Raw genomic sequence first — 17,001 nt, forward strand, 5'->3', positions numbered from 1 at the left:
CGGCCCCCGGCGGGTCCGGCCGTGGCCGGGGCGGGTCCGCCCCAAGCGGGGCCGGCGGGGGGTGTTGGGCGCGGGCCCGCCCGGGCCGGCCGGGGGGGGGGGGCCCCCCCGGCGCCCGGGGGGGGGGGCCGCCCGGACCGTGTCCGCGGTCAGCGGCGCCGCTTGCGCAGGGCCGCCATGTTGTCGTAGCTGATCTTGGCCTCGCGCAGCGACTGCGCGGGGTCGGTGGCGCTCGGCGAGTTGTCGTCCTCCACCATCGGGTTGCGGTAGTCGGTCCGCCCGACCCTCGAGAAGAAGGTCGTGTAGTCGATGTCCCCGGTGCCGAAGGGCACCATGTCCCAGCCCATGCCGTTGGTCGTGCTGACGACGCCGTCCTTGGCGTGGAACAGCGGGTAGCGCTTGTTGTGGCGGGTGACCAGGGCGGCCGGGTCGAACACGCTCCTGCGGGTGGTGCCGTCGTGCGCGGTGTAGGTGTGGAACTTGTACTGGGCTACGTGCGCCCAGAAGATGTCCATCTCCAGCCAGACCAGCCGCGGGTCGGTGACCTTCAGGAAGTACTCCAGCTTGCGGATGCCCGAGCTGCGGGTCGGCCGGCCCTGGTCGTCCAGCGGGCCGCCGTCCAGCAGGAAGCCGTAGGCGCTGTCGTGGTTGTGGGTGTAGAGCTTGATGCCCTCGCGGCGGGCGATCTCGCCGAGCGCGTTCCACTTGTCGGCGGCCACGTCCCAGTCGGCACGGTAGGAGCTTCCGGTGGGGTCGCCGCCGGTGCCCATGTGGTCCATGCCGAGGATGTTGGCGATCTCCAGGTGCTTCTTGAAGGTGTCCTTGTCCGCTGCGGTGAGCGGCCAGGAGGACGGGATGAAACCGTGGTTGCCCTGGGCGCGCAGACCGTGGTCGTCCAGCCAGGAGCGCAGCAGCCTGGCGCCCTGGACCGTCTCCAGGTTGTCGCCGCCGGGCGCGTTCGCGTGCTGGCGGTAGCCCGCGAACTCGACCTGCCGGTAGCCGTGGCGGGCCAGTTGCCTGAACACCTCGCGGAAGCCGGAGGGCAGGTCGCTCGCGAGGGGGTCGCGGGCGGTGGCGTCACGGACCGTGTAGAGGATGATGCCGCGCTTGTGCGGCGGGACGAGGACGTGGCCCCGCCCGTGCCCGTGTCCGTGGTCGTGGTCTCTGCCGCGGTCCTGCGCCAGGGCGGGGGCCGCGCCGAAGACGGGGGCCGCGACGGCTCCGGCCGCCACGGCGGTGCACGTGGTGAGGAAGCGGCGCCGGTTCACGCCGAGGCTGCGGCGCAGGTCCTCGTCCGGGGCTGCGGCGGTGGCGGCGTCGGTGCGGGAAGGGTCGGGGTACGGGGTCACGGGTGGCCTGCCTTCTCGGTCGTGGCCGGTTCCGGTGCCGCCGGGACCGGCCGTTGTCAGTGCCGTGTGTTTCGCTCTCGGTAGTCGGACGTCGGCGACTGCGCGGGGTGCGCTGTCAGCCGAGTCCGGCCAGCCGGAGCAGGAGTTGTTTCACGTCGGTGGCCGCGAGTCGGTCGCCGACGGCGCGGGGGGTGGAGCAGATGAGCAGCGGACCGTCGTCGTCGCCGAGCGGAAGGCGGCCGTGGCTGCCGCGAACAGGCGAGGGGTCCAGCGGGACCACCGCCATGCGGTAGCGCATGCCGAGTTTCTTGCGCGCCAGCGCGGTGGCCGCCTTGACCTTCACGTAGGGGTCCAGGGGGTCCATGAAGAGCTCGACCGGGTCGTAGCCGGGCTTGCGGTGGATCTCGACGAGCTGGGCGAAGTCGGGTGCCCGGTCGTCGTCGAGCCAGTAGTAGTACGTGAACCAGGCGTCGGGTTCCGCCACGGCGACGAGTTCGCCGGCGCGCGGATGGTCCAGGTGGTGCGCCTTCTTGCCCTCGTCGTCGAGGAGTTGCTCGATGCCGGGCAGGCCGTCGAGGGCCGCCCGGGTGGCGTCGAGGTCCTCGGGGCGGCGCACGTAGACGTGGGCGATCTGGTGGTCGGCCACGGCGAAGGCGCGGGAGGCCATCGGGTCGAGGTACTCCATGCCGTCCTGGGTGTGTACCTCGAGCAGTCCGGCGCGGCGCAGGGCGCGGTTGATGTCGACGGGCCGGTGCACGCGGGTGATGCCGTACTCGGACAGGGCCACGACGGTGCGGCCCTCGGCGCGGGCGTCGTCCAGGAGCGGGGCGAGCGCGGTGTCCAGGTCGGTCGCCGCCGTCAGGGAGCGCGGGTCGTCGGGGCCGAAGCGCTGCAGGTCGTAGTCGAGGTGAGGGAGGTAGCAGAGCGTCAGGTCGGGGTGCCGGGTGCGCATGACGTGGCGGGTGGCGTCGATGATCCACCGGCTGGAGACGAGGTCGGCGCCGGGTCCCCAGAAGTGGAACAGGGGGAAGGTGCCCAGTTTCTCGGTGAGTTCGTCGTGGAGCGCGGGGGGCCGGGTGTAGCAGTCGGGTTCCTTGCGGCCGTCGGCGTAGTAGACCGGGCGGGGGGTGACGGTGATGTCGGTGTCGGCGCCCATGGCGTACCACCAGCAGATGTTGGCCACGGTGTAGCCGGGGTGGGCGCGGCGGGCGGCGTCCCAGAGTTTGTCCCCGGCGACGAGGCCGTTGTGCTGGCGCCACAGCAGGACGTCGCCGAGTTCGCGGAAGTACCAGCCGTTGCCGACGATGCCGTGTTCCGAGGGCATGGTGCCGGTGAGGAAGGTGGACTGGGCGGCGCAGGTGACGGCGGGCAGGACGGTGCCCAGGGCGGCGCGGGAGCCGGACTGTCCGAGGGCCTTGAGGTGGGGCATGTGGTCGAGGAGCCGGGGGGTGAGACCGACGACGTCCAGGACGAGGAGCGGGACGGGACGGCCGGGCTCCGCGCCGGCCGGGTCCGGGGGCTCGTGGGTGCTCATGGCAGCTCCTTCAGGCCGAGGTCGGTCAGCAGGTCGCGGGCGAGGGTCAGCTCGGCGGCGATGCCCTCGGCCAGCTGGGCCCGCCCTCTGGGGCGCAGTTCGGGCGGGAGGGCCTGCCAGGTGTAGGTCTCGACCTCCAGGTGGCGGGTGAGGGGGGCCGGGCCGCCGACGAGCCGGGTCAGGGCGGCCTTCAGGACCGGGAGGGTGGAGGTGAGGGGGGCGGCGGGGGCCGCGTGCAGCGGGACGTGGAAGTGGGCGCGCCAGGGGGCGGCGTCGGGCAGGGCGTGGCCCGCGAGGGCCTCGTCGAGGTCGTCGGTGGCGCGCAGCCCGGCGGCGGTGGCCGTGCGGGTCTGGTGCAGGAAGCGGGGTTCGGCGAAGGCGGCGAGGGCTTCGCGGACCTCGGGCAGATGGGGGTGTTCGGCGTGCAGGGCGGCGGAGAGCTGGGATTTCACGACGGGGACGCCGGCGGTGGTGAGGGCGTCCAGGGCGGTGTGCGGGTCCTCGAAGGAGGTGGCGAGGTGGCAGGTGTCGACGCAGACGCCGATGCGGTGGTGGCCGATCGCGGTGAGCGGGGCGATGGCGTCGCGGGTGGTCTCGACGACGCAGCCGGGCTCCGGTTCCAGACCGATGCGCAGGGAGCGGCCGGTCAGCTCCTCGATGGCGTCGAGGCGTTCGGCGAGGGTGCGCAGGGCGGTGCGGGCCCGCTCCGCCCGCTCCTCGTCGTGGGCGGTGCGCCAGGCGAGGGGCAGGGTGGAGATGCTGCCGTCGGTGACGTCGTCGGGCAGCAGCCCGGCCAGGACGCGGGCCAGGGCGGTGGTGTGCTCCAGGCGCTCGGGGTCGGCCCAGTCCGGCTTGTAGACGCGGTACTTGACCTCCTCGGCGCCGAAGCCCTCGTAGGGGAACCCGTTGAGGGTGACGACCTCCAGGCCGCGCCGGTCGAGTTCGGTGCGCAGGGCGCGCAGGGCGGAGGGGTCGGTGACGAGGGCGTGGGCGGCGTCCCTGGCGAGCCACAGCCCGATGCCGAGCCGGTCGCGGCCGAGGCGCCGGCGGACGGGTTCGCAGTGGTCGCGCAGCTGGGCGAGGACACCGTCGAGGGTCTCCGCGGGGTGGACGTTGGTGCAGTAGGCGAGGTGGACGGTCGAGCCGTCGGGGTGGCGGAAGCGCATGGCTCACGCCTCCGCGGCGGGGACGCGGACCGGTGCGGCCGGGGCGGGGTCCTGCGGGTCCTTGGGGACGCCGCGCAGGATGGAGTTGCCCTCGTGGGTGGCCCCGGTGCCGGCGACGTCGAGGCGCAGCCGGCCGCTGAGGCCGTAGAAGGCGACGGGGTTGCGCCACAGCACCTGGTCGACGGTGTCCTCGTCGAAGCCCTCGGCCAGCATCAGGTCGCCGACCTTGCGGGTCTTCAGCGGGTCGCTCCTGCCCCAGTCGGCGGCCGAGTTGACCAGGACCTGCTCGGGGCCGTAGGCGCGCAGGACGGCGACCATGCGCTCCTCGTCCATCTTGGTGTCCGGGTACACGGAGAAGCCGAGCCAGCAGCCGCTGTCCTTGGCCTCCTTGACGGTGGTCTCGTTGAGGTGGTCGACCAGGACGTGGCCGGCGGGCAGGGCGGACTCCCGGACGACGTCGAGGGTGCGGCGCAGCCCGGCGAGCTTGTCGCGGTGCGGGGTGTGCACCAGGGCGGGCAGGCCGTGGTCGGCGGCCAGTTGGAGCTGCGCGGCGAGGGCGGTGTCCTCGGCGGGGGTCATGGAGTCGTAGCCGACCTCGCCGACGGCGACGACGTTGTCCTTGACGAGGTAGCGGGGCAGTTCGTCCAGGACGGGCGTGCAGCGCGGGTCGTTGGCCTCCTTGGGGTTGAGGGCGATCGTGCAGTGGTGGGCGATGCCGTACTGGGCGGCGCGGAAGGGTTCCCAGCCGAGCAGGGCGTCGAAGTAGTCGCGGAAGGAGGCCGGGGAGGTCCGGGGCTGGCCGAGCCAGAAGGAGGGTTCGACGACGGCGCGCACACCGGCGGTGTACATGGCCTCGTAGTCGTCGGTGGTGCGGGACGTCATGTGGATGTGGGGGTCGAAGATGCGCATCAGGACTCCTTGCCGTGGGGGTGGTCCGGGCCGGGGGTGCCGGGCACGGACTCGGTCAGGTCCAGGACGCGGTGCAGGTCCTCGGGGACGGCGCGGCCGGCGGCGGTGCGCTCGGCGGCGTAGTCGGCCAGCATGCGGGCGAGTTCGCCGTCGCTCCGGGCGCGTTCCGGCAGGTCCGCCACCTGTTCGACGGGGACGCCGGTGAACAGGCACTTCAGTACGGCGTGGCGCCAGGCGTGCGGGTCGAGGTGCCGGGCGGCGTACGGGCCGACGGCGGCGGCGAGCAGCCGGGTGTCGTTGGTGCGCAGGGCGTCCTCGACGAGCGGGAGGGCGGCGGGGCCGGGCACGAGGTGGGGCAGGGCGTGCAGGACGGCCCGGCGTTCGTCGGCGGTGCCCTGGAAGTACACCCGGGTCAGGGCCTCGGTGTCCGCGCGGGCGGCGTCCAGGATGAGGACGCGGGCGGCGTCGGCGTGGGCGGCCCCGCAGCGGCGCCCGGCCTCGGCGAGGCGCAGCTCCCACACGGAGATGGGCCCGTGGAGGCCGGGGTGGGCGGCGGCTTCGTCGAGGGCGTGGTCGAGCCAGGCGCGGGCGGCCGGTTCGAGGTGGGCGGTGAGTCGCCGGCGGAGGTCGTCGAGCGAGGGGGAGGCGGTGGCGCCGGTGCCGGCGGTTCTCGCCGCGTGGGAGGCGCGGGTGCCTGTCATCTGCTGCTCCCTTCAGGGGATGCGGAGGGAGCGCCGTGGGGTGGCGCGGACTGCGGGGAGGCCGGGGCGGGCCGGTGCGGTGGGTGGGCCGCGGCCTGCTCGGCGTGGCGGAGGAACGGGAGGGACCGCTCGGCCTGCCGGGGCCCCTCATGGGAGTGCCGGGGCAGTTCGACGACGGTCAGGCCCTGGTAGCCGGTGGCGGCGAGGGCCGCCAGGACCGGCGGGAAGTCGATCTCCCCGTCCCCGAACGGGAGGTGTTCGTGCACCCCTCGGCGCATGTCCTCGATCTGCACGTGCCGCAGCCAGGGGGCGGCCTCGCGTACGCACTCGGCGGGCGACCGGGGCTCCAGGCACTGGCAGTGGCCGATGTCGAGGGTGAGTCCGAGGGGTTCGGGGTCGCCGAGGGCCGTGCGCAGGCGGTGGAAGTCGGCGAGGGTGGCGAGCAGGTGGCCGGGTTCCGGTTCGACCGCGAGCGGGATGCCGGCGGCGGAGGCGGCTTCCAGGACGGGGGTGAGGGCCTCGGTGAGACGCTTCCACGCGGTGTCCGTGTCGGTGCCGTCGGGCACGACGCCGCTGAAGCAGTGGACGGCGAGGGCCCCCAGGTCGGCCGCGACCCGGACGGCCCGGACGAGCAGGTCGACGCGGCGGGCGCGGTCGCCGGCGTCCGGGTCGAGCAGGGACGGGCCGTGCTTGCGCCGCGGGTCGAGCACGTAGCGGGCCCCGGTCTCCACGGTGACGTCCAGGCCGAGTGCGTCCAGCCGCTTCGCGACCCGGTGGGTGCGGGCGGCCAGGTCGGGCGCGAGCGGGTCCAGGTGCATGTGGTCGAGGGTCAGCCCGACCCCGTCGTACCCGAGGTCGGCGAGCAGGGACAGCGCGTCGGCGAGACGGAGGTCGGCGAGTCCGTTGGTGCCGTAACCGAAGCGGAGGGAGGAGGGCGGGTCGTCGGGGTGTGCGGCGGGGGCACCGGTCGTACGGTTCCGGCCGCTGTCGGGCCCGGGGACCTCGGAGCTCATGTGACGCTCACCTTCTTCGCGAGACGGGCGCCGAGCGGGGCGAGGGCGGCGACGAGGACCGCGCTGACCGGGCCCTTCGCGCGGGCGGCCAGGGCGGCCTGGAGGGGGATGGTGGCCCGGATGCCGGCGCCCACGGCGCGCTGGGTGAGCGGGGGCGAGGGGTTCAGCGCGGCGTGGACGTAGGGACGGGCGGTGCCGGCGGCGTAGGCGGCCACGAGGGCGGTGGTGAGCAGGGCGGCGGGGTCCGGGCGCCCTGGCCGTCCGGCGAGGGCGGTGGCGAGCGACGCGGCCTGTCCCCGGAGCCCTCGGTGTCCGGTCGGCCCGGGGCGCGGTCCATGGCCCGCGGACCTCGCGGGGTCGTGTGCCGGCGGGCCGGGCCGGCGGGCCGTGTGCCGGGTCAGCAGCGCGGTCGCCGCGAGGGCCGCCAAGGGGGCCAGGGGTGAGCCGCCTTGTGCCTCCTGGCGGGAGACGGTCGTCACGGCCAGGGTGTGGGTGCCCAGCAGGGCCGCCGAGGGCACGGCCGGACGGGTGCGGCCGGTGGTGGCCGCGGCTCCCATGAGCAGGTCCAGCCCTCGGGCCGCGCCCATGGCCACGGGCCCGGCAGGGGTGTGCTTCAGGCCGAGGTCGTACGCCCAGACGGTCGCCGCCAGGGGGGCGGCGACGGCCAGGGCGGGGCGGCCGGCGGCCGCGGCCAGGGCCAGCCCCGCGCCGGTGAGTGCACCGGCCGCCGCGAGGGCGGCTCCGGGGCGGACCCGGCCGGAGGGCAGGGGGCGGTGGGGGCGTTCGACGGCGTCGACCTCGCGGTCCGCCCAGTCGTTGAGGGCCATGCCGGCCTCGTAGAGGCAGAGCGAGGAGCCGACGGCGAGCAGCGTGCGCGCGTTGGGCGCGGCCCCGGCCGCGGCGGCACCGGCCAGGGCGTCACCGGGGACGCTGAACAGGGCGGGCAGCCGCAGGAGTTCCGCCCAGGCACGCCGCCGGTCAGCACGCCGTGCACGGACGCCGGCGCGGGGGGCCGCGCCGGGGGCGGGGGCTTCGGCGGCGACGACCGCGGACCGGCCACCGTGGGACGGGTCGGAAGCGGCGTCCGTGGACCGACCGCTGCCAGACGGATCGCAGACGGCGGCTGTGGCCCCGCCCCCACCGGACGAGCCCGGAGCTGCATCCGCAGGTCGGCCACCACGGGACGCGTCGGGAGCAGCAGCCGCAGGCCCGCCGCCGCTGGACGGGTCGCAAGCGACCGCCGCGGACCGGCCGCCGTGTGACGCGTCGACGGCGACGGCTTCAGGCCCGTCCCCACCGGACGAGCCGAGAGCAGCAGCCGCAGGGCCGCCGCCCGGGGACGAGTCGGGAGCGGCGGCCGCAGGCCCGCCGTCGTCGAGCCGACCGAACGCAGCAGCCGCCGCCCAGTCCTCGTGCGACGGGTCGGAGGCCGCGACGGCGGGTCGACCGCCGTCGGGCGTGTCGGCACCGGCGGTGTCGGGACCGGCACCGGCGGACGAGCCGGGCGCGGCGGTCGCGGGCCGAGCGGCGCGCGACGAGCCGGTGGCCGCAGCCGCAAGCCGGTCGCTCTCGGACGGGTCGGGGGGCGGGATCCGGCGCAGGGTCACCGGGGGTCCCCCGTTCCCTCGGCCGTTCCCTCGGCGCCCCTCACCGCCCGAGCGGCACGTCTCTGCTCGCCCGCAGACGTGTTACCCGAGGCACCACCGCTCTCCCCGCCGCCCCGCGCCGCCCCCCTCGCGTCCGAGCGCTCGTCCTCGACTCGTCCGGGCACCGGCGTGTCACCGCTCTCCCCCTCCGACCGCCCCAGGCTCCGTGCGAAGCGCGTCAGTTGCTCGTACTGCTCGGACAGCCCGGAGGGGCCCTCGCCCACCGGGTCCTTGAAGTAGAAGCCCAGGGGGCCGAGGGGGCCCGCCAGGCCCTTCTCGTGGGCCCGGGCGGTGAGCCGGGCGAGGTCGAGCACCAGGGGTGCCGCGAGCGCCGAGTCGCAGCCCTGCCAGATGGTCTGCAGGACCATGCGGGTGCCGAGGAAGCCGTCGAAGGCGATGTGGTCCCAGGCGGTCTTCCAGTCGCCGAGGGCGGGGACGTCGTCGATGTGGACCTCCCCCTCGGGGACCGTCCCCAAGGTGTCGGCGAGGACGCGTTCCTTGCCGGCGTTCTTCGCCGCGGCGGCCGCCGGGTCGGCGAGGGCCGCGCCGTCGCCGCCGCCCAGCAGGTTCGTGCCGGACCAGGCCCGGACCGCCAGCGCGCGCTGCGCGAACATCGGCCCGAGGACGGCCCGCAGCAGGGTCTGGCCGGTCTTGCCGTCCCGGCCCGCGTGGGGCAGGCCGCTGCGCCCGGCCTCGCGGGCGGCGACGGGGTGGTGCATGCCCTCGGACGGCGTGAAGTTGACGTAGGGGCAGCCGGCGCGCAGGGCCGCCAGGGCGTAGAGGGTGCTGGCGGGGAGCGGGGTGCCGGGGCCCGCGGAGGCGGGTTCGGTGGAGGCGACGTTGACCACCACGGTCCGCTCCAGCCCGTGGCGGCGGGCGAAGTCGCGGATGTCGTCCGCGAAGGCCGCGATCAGTTCGGCCTCGCTCCGGGTGTCGCCGGGTGTGGGGCCGCCGGGCCTGATCTCCCGGTCGGCGGCGGCGAGTTCCGCGGCGACGGCGGTGGCGGTGCCCGGCGGCAGCACGCCTCCCGCGGTGAGGGACTCGGCCCGCTTGGGCAGGGGACAGTCGAGGGTGTCGTGGCCGCCGAAGACGAGGTCGGACAGGGCGGGCAGGCCGCTGTCGGCGAAGGCGGGTGTCTCGGTGACCATGCCGGTGGGCGGGTGCAGTCCCGCCGTGACGGCGGCACACCCCGTGACGACGGTGGTGGCGACGGAGCCGCGGGCTCCGATCAGCCACACCCCCACACGCGGTCGGGAGAGGGACGCGGACATGGGCAGCCTCCTGGTCGTGCGCAAAACCGGTGGGGAGGGAGACGGTGGGGAGGGAGACGGCGGGCGGGGGTCCGGCGTCCCCCGCCCGCCGCCGTTTCAGTCGCCCTTGACGGGCAGTTCCTTCAACTGGATGTTGCGGAAGGCGACCTTGTCGCCGGCGCCGTGGTTCTGCAGGCCGATGTAGCCGTCGGTCAGGCTCCGCCCGGGGTCCTTGTTGGTGAAGTCGTTGATCTTGACTCCGTTGAGGAACACCTGGAGGCGTTCGCCGCGGACCTTGATCTCGTAGGAGTTCCACTGGCCGGGCGGCCGCAGGACCTGGTCACGGGCCTTGATGTCGGCCGACTTGAAGGAGTAGACGGCGCCCGTGGTGCGGTCGGGCGCGTCCGTGGCGTCGATCTGGATCTCGTAGCCCTTGTCCACCGCGGACCAGGGGTCGTCGGAGGCCGGGAAGCCCACGAAGATGCCGGAGTTGTCGTCGCCCCGCATCTTCCAGTCGAGCTTGAGCGAGTACGACTTCAGCTCCTTGGCCTGGTACCAGAGCAGGCCCATGCCGCCCTCGGACTCCATCACGCCGTCCTTGACGACGAACTTGCCGGGACCGGCCTGCTTCCAGCCGTCCAGGGTCTGGCCGTTGAAGATCTTCCGGTAGTCCTTGCTCGGCTTGCAGTCCGCCTTGACCTGGCCGGTGGCGTACTGCAGGCCGCCGAGCAGGTGGGCGCGGAACGCCTCGTCGGTGTAGGACTCCTTGGTGTGGCCGCCGCCGGTGTAGAAGGAGCGGCCGCCGCCGTAGCTCTGGCACCAGGCGATCGGGTGGTCGCCCTTCATGTTCCCGCCCTGGTAGGTGGTCTCGTCCAGGGTGGCGAGGACCTTGGCCTGCTCACGCGGGTTGGTGCGGTAGTTGTACCACTCGTCGGTGCGCTCCCAGGCGTCGCCGAGGTGCGTGGTGGCCGGGTGGTCGTGGTCCTCGACGCGGACGGTGGCCTTCTGGATGGCCGGGTGCGAGTCGAAGTAGGCACCGACGAGGCCGCCGTAGAACTCCCAGTCGTACTCGGTGTCGGCCGCCGCGTGGATGCCCAGGTACCCGCCGCCGCCCGCCACGTAGTCCTCGAACGCCTTCTGCTGCGCGGCGTCGAGCACGTCGCCGGTGGTCGACAGGAAGGCGACCGCGTCGTACTTGGCGAGGTTGGTGGTGGTGAACTGCCTGGCCTCCTCGGTGGCGTCGACCGTGATGCCGGCCGGGGCGCCGAGCTCCTTCAGCGCGGTGATGCCGGCCGGGATGGAGTCGTGGCGGAAGCCCGCGGTCTTCGAGAAGACCAGGACCTTCTTGCCGCCCTTGAACGGCTGCGTGGAGAACTCGAAGTCGTCCACGTCGAACAGCGCGCCCTCGCCGCCCCTGAAGACCAGGTAGACGTCGGTGGTCTTCTTGGGCAGCGCCCTCAGGGGCACGTCGACGTTCTGGAAGGTCTCCCAGCCGCCGGTCGGCGGGATGTAGGCCGAGCCGTGCAGCGGGCCCTCGGGCGAGCCGGTGCGCAGTTCGACGAAGCCGCCCGCGCCGCCGGAGGAGGCCCGTACGGTCACCTTCTTCTGCCCGTCGAAGCGGTAGGGGCTGAAGGAGATCCAGTCGCCGTCGTGGACGTCGCCCACGGTCTTGCCGCCGTTGGCGCCGGTCTTGTCGACGACGGACACGCCGGACTGCTTGGTGAAGTGCTCGGCCTGGCGGTGCAGCGGCTGGAGCACGGTGCGGGCGGTGCCGGTGAGCGCCTCCTGGCCGTTGGCGCCGGAGTCCGTGTAGCTGGCGCCGACGACGCCGTAGATGTTGGCGTTGGGGTCGTGGCCGCCGTCACCGGGGGGCGGCTTCAGGGTGCCCTCGCAGCCCGTCTCGCTGGTCAGCTCGTGGGCGTGGGAGTCGTGGCCGAGGCTGTAGGCGACCTTGACCTTGGAGCAGTCGACGGTCTCCTCGGGGTCGGTGACGGTCACCTTGAAGGGCACGGGCTCACCGAAGGCGGCCAGGGAGCCGTTGCCGGGGACGTCGATGCGCACCTTGGGCTCGGTGTTGCCGACGACGATCCGCACGCTGGCGTTGCCGGTGTTGCCCTCGGGGTCCTTGGCGGTGAAGGTGGCGCTGTAGGTGCCGACCTTCCTGTACGTGTGGGTGGGGGTGAGGCCCTCGCCCTTGGTGCCGTCGCCGAAGTCCCAGCTGTAGGTGAGCTGCGGGGAGTCGGCGTCCTTGGCGGAGGCGGTGAACCTGACCTTGAGGCCGGCCGCGCCGGAGGTCTTGTCGGCGCTCACCTCGGCGATCGGGGAGAAGCCGTCCTCGGCGTTCTCGATGCGGTACAGCGCGGAGTTCTCGTCGCCCTGGAACCAGGAGACGCCGTAGTCGAGGACGTAGAGCGCGCCGTCGGGGCCGAACTCCATGTCCATGATCTGGGTGCCGGTCCACGGGAAGTCGTTGATCTTCGCGACCGTGCCGTCGTCGTTCTGCTCGATCCGCTTGATCCAGCGGCGGCCGAACTCACCGGCGAAGAAGTCGCCGTCGTAGGCCTCGGGGAACTTCACGCCGGAGTCGAGGTCGGGGTCGTAGCGGTAGACCGGTCCGGCCATCGGGGACTCGGAGCCGCTGCCGAACTCGGGTACGGAACCGCCGTCGTAGGGGATCCAGGCGGCCTGCGCGGGCGGCAGGTCGACCAGGCCCGTGTTGTGCGGCGAGGTGTTCTTCGGGGCGGCGCAGTCGAAGGCCTCGCCGGACTCCTTGGTGGCGAAGTCGTAGTCGACGTACGGGTCGTTGTCGCCGGTGCAGAAGGGCCAGCCGAAGTTGGCGGCCTTGGTGACCTTGGCGAACTCGACCTGTCCGGCCGGGCCGCGCTCGGGGTCGGCGGCGCCCGCGTCGGGGCCGTAGTCGCCGACGTAGACGGTGCCGGTCTTGTCGTCGACGCTCATCCGGAACGGGTTGCGGAAGCCCATCGCGTAGATCTCGGGGCGGGTCTTCTCGGTGCCGGGGGCGAACAGGTTGCCCTCCGGGACGGTGTACGAGCCGTCCTCGGCGACCTTGATGCGCAGGATCTTGCCGCGCAGGTCGTTGGTGTTGCCGGAGCTGCGGCGGGCGTCGAAGGCCGGGTTGCGGTTCGGCCGGTCGTCGATGGGGGTGTAGCCGTCGGAGGCGAAGGGGTTGGTGTCGTCGCCGGTCGACAGGTAGAGGTTGCCGTCCGCGTCGAAGTCGATGTCGCCGCCGACGTGGCAGCAGGTGCCTCGGGAGGCCGCGACGTCCAGGACCTTCTTCTCGCTGGCCACGTTCAGCGTGCCGTTGGCGTTCAGCGTGAAGCGGGAGAGGCGGTTGACGCCGTCGAACTTCTCGAAGTCCGCGGCGGTGCCGGTCTCCGGAGCGTCGCCCGCGGGGGTGTCGAGCGGTGGGGCGTAGTAGAGGTAGATGGCCCGGTTGTTCTCGAAGTCCGGGTCGATGCCGACGCCTTGGAGGCCCTCCTCGTCGTGGCTGTACACGTCGAGCTTGCCGGCGACCTTGGTGACGCCGCCCTGGTCGGTCAGGCGCAGTGTGCCGTCGCGCGAGGTGTGCAGGACGCTGCGGTCCGGGAGCACGGCGAGCGACATGGGCTCGCCCATCTCGGGTTCGCCCTTGGCGAGCGGAACCTGCTGGAACTGCCCCTCGGCGGCGGCCGGTCCGTCGTGCTCGGGGTGGCCGGGGTGGGCTCCGGCCACGCCGGCCGGGGTGCCCACGGCCAGGAGCAGGCCGGTGAAGAGAGCGAGAGAGGTGCGAAGCCTGGGCCGCCTGGGGGTGCGGGTGGTGCTGATTCTGCTTCTGTGCACGAAGTCCCTCCGGGAACGGGGTGGGCCGTACGGGGTGGGTCGAAGACGTGCGGTGCGGGCGCCGGGGTGCGCCGTCACCCCGGACATGTGTGTGTCCTGAACACTTCAAGGACGGTAACCGGGTCCGTCCGGCGCGAACACCCCTTGTGCCAGCATCGGTTGAACTTTTTCCCATCGCTGGACAAAGCGGTGTCCGCGCAGGTCGGAGGGGGGACCGGCGGTGCTGCCGGCCCCCGGTCCCCGGCCTGCGCCGGTGCCCCGATCAGCTGTTGAACGCCGCGTCGAAGGACGCGCTGGGCGGCTCGAAGTCGAAGGCTTTCAGCCGGGTCAGGGCCTCGGGCGCCCCCTGGAGCCGGTCCATCCCGGCGTCCTCCCACTCGACGGAGACCGGCCCCTGGTAGTCGATGGAGCGCAGCATCCGGAAGACGTCCTCCCAGGGCACGTCGCCGTGCCCGGCGGAGACGAAGTCCCAGCCGCGCCGCGGGTCGCCCCACGGCAGGTGCGAGCCGAGCCGGCCGTTGCGGCCGTCGAGGCGCTTGCGGGCCTCCTTGCAGTCGACGTGGTAGATCCGGTCGCGGAAGTCCCACAGGAAGCCGACCGGGTCGAGGTCCTGCCACACGAAGTGCGAGGGGTCGAAGTTCAGGCCGAACGCCGGGCGGTTCCCGACGGCCTCCAGAGCCCGCCGGGCCGTCCAGTAGTCGTAGGCGATCTCGCTGGGGTGGACCTCGTGCGCGAAGCGCACGCCCTCGGCGTCGAAGACGTCCAGGATCGGGTTCCAGCGGTCGGCGAAGTCCTGGTAGCCCCGTTCGATCATCGCGTCGGGCGCGGGCGGGAACATGGCGACCAGGTGCCAGATGGCGGAGCCGGTGAAGCCGACGACGGTGCGCACACCGAAGGCGGCCGCCGCGCGGGCGGTGTCCTTCATGCGCTCCGCGGCCCGCTGCCGGACCCCTTCCGGGTCGCCGTCGCCCCAGACCGCCTCCGGCAGGATCGCCTGGTGGCGTTCGTCGATGATGGCGTCGCAGACGGCCTGGCCGACCAGGTGGTTGGAGATCGCCCAGCACTTCAGGCCGTACTTGTCGAGGAGCTGGTGCCTGGACTCGACGTAACCGGGGTCGCTCAATGCCTTGTCGACCTCGAAGTGGTCGCCCCAGCAGGCCAGTTCCAGGCCGTCGTAGCCGAAGTCACGGGCCAGTCGGCAGACCTCCTCCAGGGGCAGGTCAGCCCACTGGCCGGTGAACAGGGTGAAGGTGCGCGGCATCCTGCGGGCCTCCTCAGAGGGCGATCGGCGTGTAGACGGAGTTCTTCTCTGCGCTCTCCTCGACCGCGGCGAGCACCCGCTGCACCTGGAGCCCGTCGGTGAACGAGGGGTCGGGGCGGCGTCCCTCGGCGACGGCGTGGACGAGGTCGCGGGCCTGGTGGACGAAGGTGTGCTCGTAGCCGAGGCCGTGGCCCGGCGGCCACCAGGCGTCCAGGTAGGGGTGGTCGGGTTCGGTGACCAGGATCCGGCGGAAGCCGGCCTCCGCGCCCGGCCCGGTCCCGTCGTGGAAGGACAGTTCGTTCAGCCGCTCCAGGTCGAAGGCGAGCGAGCCGCGCTCGCCGTTGAGTTCGATGCGCAGCGCGTTCTTGCGGCCCGTGGCGTAGCGGGTGGCCTCGAAGGAGGCGAGGGCGCCGGAGGGGAAGCGGGCCGTGAACAGGGCCGCGTCGTCCACCGTGACCTCCCCGGCACCGGCCCCCGTGACCGCGGACAGCCCGCTGCCGGCGCCGGTGGGCAGGGGCCGTTCGCGCACGAAGGTCTCCGTCAGTGCGGAGACCCCCGCCAGCGGCTCCCCCACCAGGTACTGGGCGAGGTCGACGATGTGCGCGCCCAGGTCGCCGAGCGAGCCGGATCCGGCCTGCTCCTTGCGCAGCCGCCAGGTCAGCGGGAACTGCGGGTCGACCAGCCAGTCCTGGAGGTACGTCACGCGCACGTGCCGCAGCCTGCCCAGGCGGCCGTCGGCGACCATCCGGCGGGCCAGCGCGGTGGCAGGCACCCGGCGGTAGTTGAAGCCGACCATGGCGATCTGGCCGCGTCCGTACGCCTCCTCGGCCGCCCGGGCCATCGAGGTGGCCTCCTCGACGGTGTTGGCCAGCGGCTTCTCGCACAGCACGTGCTTGCCCGCGGCCAGGGCGGCCAGCGCGATCTCGGCATGGCTGTCGCCGGGGGTGCAGATGTCGACCAGGTCGACGTCGTCGCGCTCGACGAGGGCGCGCCAGTCGGTCTCGGTGGACGCCCAGCCGTGCCGGCCGGCCGCCGCCCGCACCGCGCCGGCGTCCCGGCCGCAGATCACGGCCATCACGGGATCCATCGGCAGGTCGAAGACCCGGCCCGCGGTGCGCCACCCCTGGGAGTGGGCGGCGCCCATGAAGGCGTACCCCACCATCCCCACGCGCAGGGGTGGCTTCCCTGCCTCGGTCCCTTCCGGCTGCGCTTGCGGCTGTCCCATACGGGTGTCCTCCTCGTCCTGGTGGGGATGGCGCACGTGGGGGGTGCGGGCGGAATCACTTGAAGCCGGTGGACATGTACTGGTCGATGTTGGTCTTGTCGACGACGGCCGAGTAGAGCGTGAGCGACGAGGGGATCTCGAACTCGGCGAGCCCGCCGATGCCCTTGCCCTGGCCGAGGGCGCGGGCGAGGTCGATCGCGGAGGCCGCCATGGTCGGCGGGTACAGCACGGTCGCCTTGAGCACGCCGTCGTCCTGCTTGATGGCCTGGAAGGCGGACAGCGCGCCGGCGCCGCCGACCATCAGGAAGTCGTCGCGCCCGGCCTGCTCGATGGCGCGCAGCGCGCCCACGCCCTGGTCGTCGTCGTGGTTCCACAGCGCGTCGAACTTCGACTGCGCCTGGAGCAGCTGGGCCATCTTGGCCTGCCCCGACTCGACGGTGAACTCGGCGGCCTGGCGGGCGACCTTCTTGATGTTGGGGTAGTTCTTCAGGGCGTCGTCGAAGCCCTGCGTACGCTGCTTGGTCAGCTCCAGGTTGTCCAGGCCGGCCAGCTCGATGACGCGGGCGTCCTTCTTGTCCTTGAGCTTCTCGCCGATGTAGTGGCCGGCGTTGAGCCCCATGCCGTAGTTGTCGCCGCCGATCCAGCAGCGGTAGGCCTGCGGGGTGTTGAAGATGCGGTCGAGGTTGACGACGGGGATGCCGGCGCGCATGGCCTTCAGACCGACCTGGGTGAGGGCCTTGCCGTCGGCGGGCAGCACGACCAGGACGTCGACCTTCTTGTTGATGAGGGTCTCGATCTGGCCGATCTGCTGGGCGGTGTCGTTGGAGCCCTCGGTGATCTCCAGAGTGACGTCGGAGTACTTCTCGGCGCGGCTCTTGGCGTTGTCGTTGATGGCGTTGAGCCAGCCGTGGTCGGCCTGCGGTCCCGCGAAGCCGATGGTGACCTGCTTGCCCGGCTTGTCGTCGGCGGCCGGCTGGTTGTTCCCGGCCGGCTCGTCCTTGGACTCGGACGGCTCGTTGCTGGTGCACCCCGTGATGAGGGCCCCGGCGGAGACGGCGGCGGCCCCGAAGAGCAGCCCTCTGCGACTGGTGATCTCTGGCATGGCGG

12 protein-coding genes are annotated in these 17,001 nt (G+C 73.2%); all 12 read right to left on the bottom strand.

Features of this window, described 5'->3' with window-relative positions:
- Positions 1–149 precede the first annotated feature (149 nt).
- The 12 genes from ACH4C6_RS17225 to ACH4C6_RS17280 all read right to left on the bottom strand — a co-directional run bounded on the left by ACH4C6_RS17225 (position 150) and on the right by ACH4C6_RS17280 (position 16,996).
- On the bottom strand, positions 150–1,349 hold the full coding sequence (locus ACH4C6_RS17225) for a sugar phosphate isomerase/epimerase family protein (RefSeq protein WP_398109403.1): 1,200 nt from the start codon (positions 1,347–1,349) through the stop codon (positions 150–152).
- A gap of 115 nt (positions 1,350–1,464) precedes the next feature.
- Complete coding sequence (locus ACH4C6_RS17230; protein WP_398109404.1) at positions 1,465–2,883, bottom strand: nucleotide pyrophosphatase/phosphodiesterase family protein; 1,419 nt, start codon at positions 2,881–2,883, stop codon at positions 1,465–1,467.
- A complete protein-coding gene (gene eboE, locus ACH4C6_RS17235; protein ID WP_398109405.1) occupies positions 2,880–4,049 on the bottom strand; it encodes a metabolite traffic protein EboE in 1,170 nt (389 codons plus the stop codon). Before eboE ends, ACH4C6_RS17230 begins: the two co-directional genes overlap by 4 nt.
- Positions 4,050–4,052: 3 nt before the next feature.
- Complete coding sequence (locus ACH4C6_RS17240; protein ID WP_398109406.1) at positions 4,053–4,958, bottom strand: TatD family hydrolase; 906 nt, start codon at positions 4,956–4,958, stop codon at positions 4,053–4,055.
- Complete coding sequence (locus ACH4C6_RS17245; protein ID WP_398109407.1) at positions 4,958–5,659, bottom strand: EboA domain-containing protein; 702 nt, start codon at positions 5,657–5,659, stop codon at positions 4,958–4,960. The genes ACH4C6_RS17240 and ACH4C6_RS17245 overlap by 1 nt, the downstream gene beginning before the upstream one ends.
- Positions 5,656–6,672: a sugar phosphate isomerase/epimerase family protein gene (locus ACH4C6_RS17250; protein WP_398109408.1), complete on the bottom strand. Its 1,017-nt coding sequence runs from the start codon at positions 6,670–6,672 to the stop codon at positions 5,656–5,658. The genes ACH4C6_RS17245 and ACH4C6_RS17250 overlap by 4 nt, the downstream gene beginning before the upstream one ends.
- Positions 6,669–7,625 carry an SCO3242 family prenyltransferase gene (locus tag ACH4C6_RS17255; RefSeq protein WP_398109921.1) on the bottom strand — a complete coding sequence of 319 codons (957 nt, stop codon included), beginning with the start codon at positions 7,623–7,625 and terminating at the stop codon, positions 6,669–6,671. Before ACH4C6_RS17255 ends, ACH4C6_RS17250 begins: the two co-directional genes overlap by 4 nt.
- A 650-nt stretch (positions 7,626–8,275) precedes the next feature.
- Positions 8,276–9,589, bottom strand: coding sequence for an inositol-3-phosphate synthase (locus tag ACH4C6_RS17260; protein ID WP_398109409.1), 1,314 nt, complete (start codon positions 9,587–9,589; stop codon positions 8,276–8,278).
- Between the two features lie 96 nt (positions 9,590–9,685).
- Positions 9,686–13,408 carry a ThuA domain-containing protein gene (locus ACH4C6_RS17265; protein WP_398109410.1) on the bottom strand — a complete coding sequence of 1,241 codons (3,723 nt, stop codon included), beginning with the start codon at positions 13,406–13,408 and terminating at the stop codon, positions 9,686–9,688.
- A gap of 262 nt (positions 13,409–13,670) precedes the next feature.
- Positions 13,671–14,669: a sugar phosphate isomerase/epimerase family protein gene (locus ACH4C6_RS17270; protein WP_398109411.1), complete on the bottom strand. Its 999-nt coding sequence runs from the start codon at positions 14,667–14,669 to the stop codon at positions 13,671–13,673.
- A 13-nt stretch (positions 14,670–14,682) separates the two neighbouring features.
- Positions 14,683–15,894 carry a Gfo/Idh/MocA family protein gene (locus ACH4C6_RS17275; protein ID WP_398109412.1) on the bottom strand — a complete coding sequence of 404 codons (1,212 nt, stop codon included), beginning with the start codon at positions 15,892–15,894 and terminating at the stop codon, positions 14,683–14,685.
- A gap of 55 nt (positions 15,895–15,949) precedes the next feature.
- Positions 15,950–16,996 carry a substrate-binding domain-containing protein gene (locus ACH4C6_RS17280; protein WP_369194972.1) on the bottom strand — a complete coding sequence of 349 codons (1,047 nt, stop codon included), beginning with the start codon at positions 16,994–16,996 and terminating at the stop codon, positions 15,950–15,952.
- Positions 16,997–17,001 lie beyond the last annotated feature (5 nt).

Origin of the sequence: Streptomyces sp. NPDC017943 (genome assembly GCF_044328425.1) — a bacterium.
Lineage (GTDB): Bacteria > Actinomycetota > Actinomycetes > Streptomycetales > Streptomycetaceae > Streptomyces > Streptomyces djakartensis_A.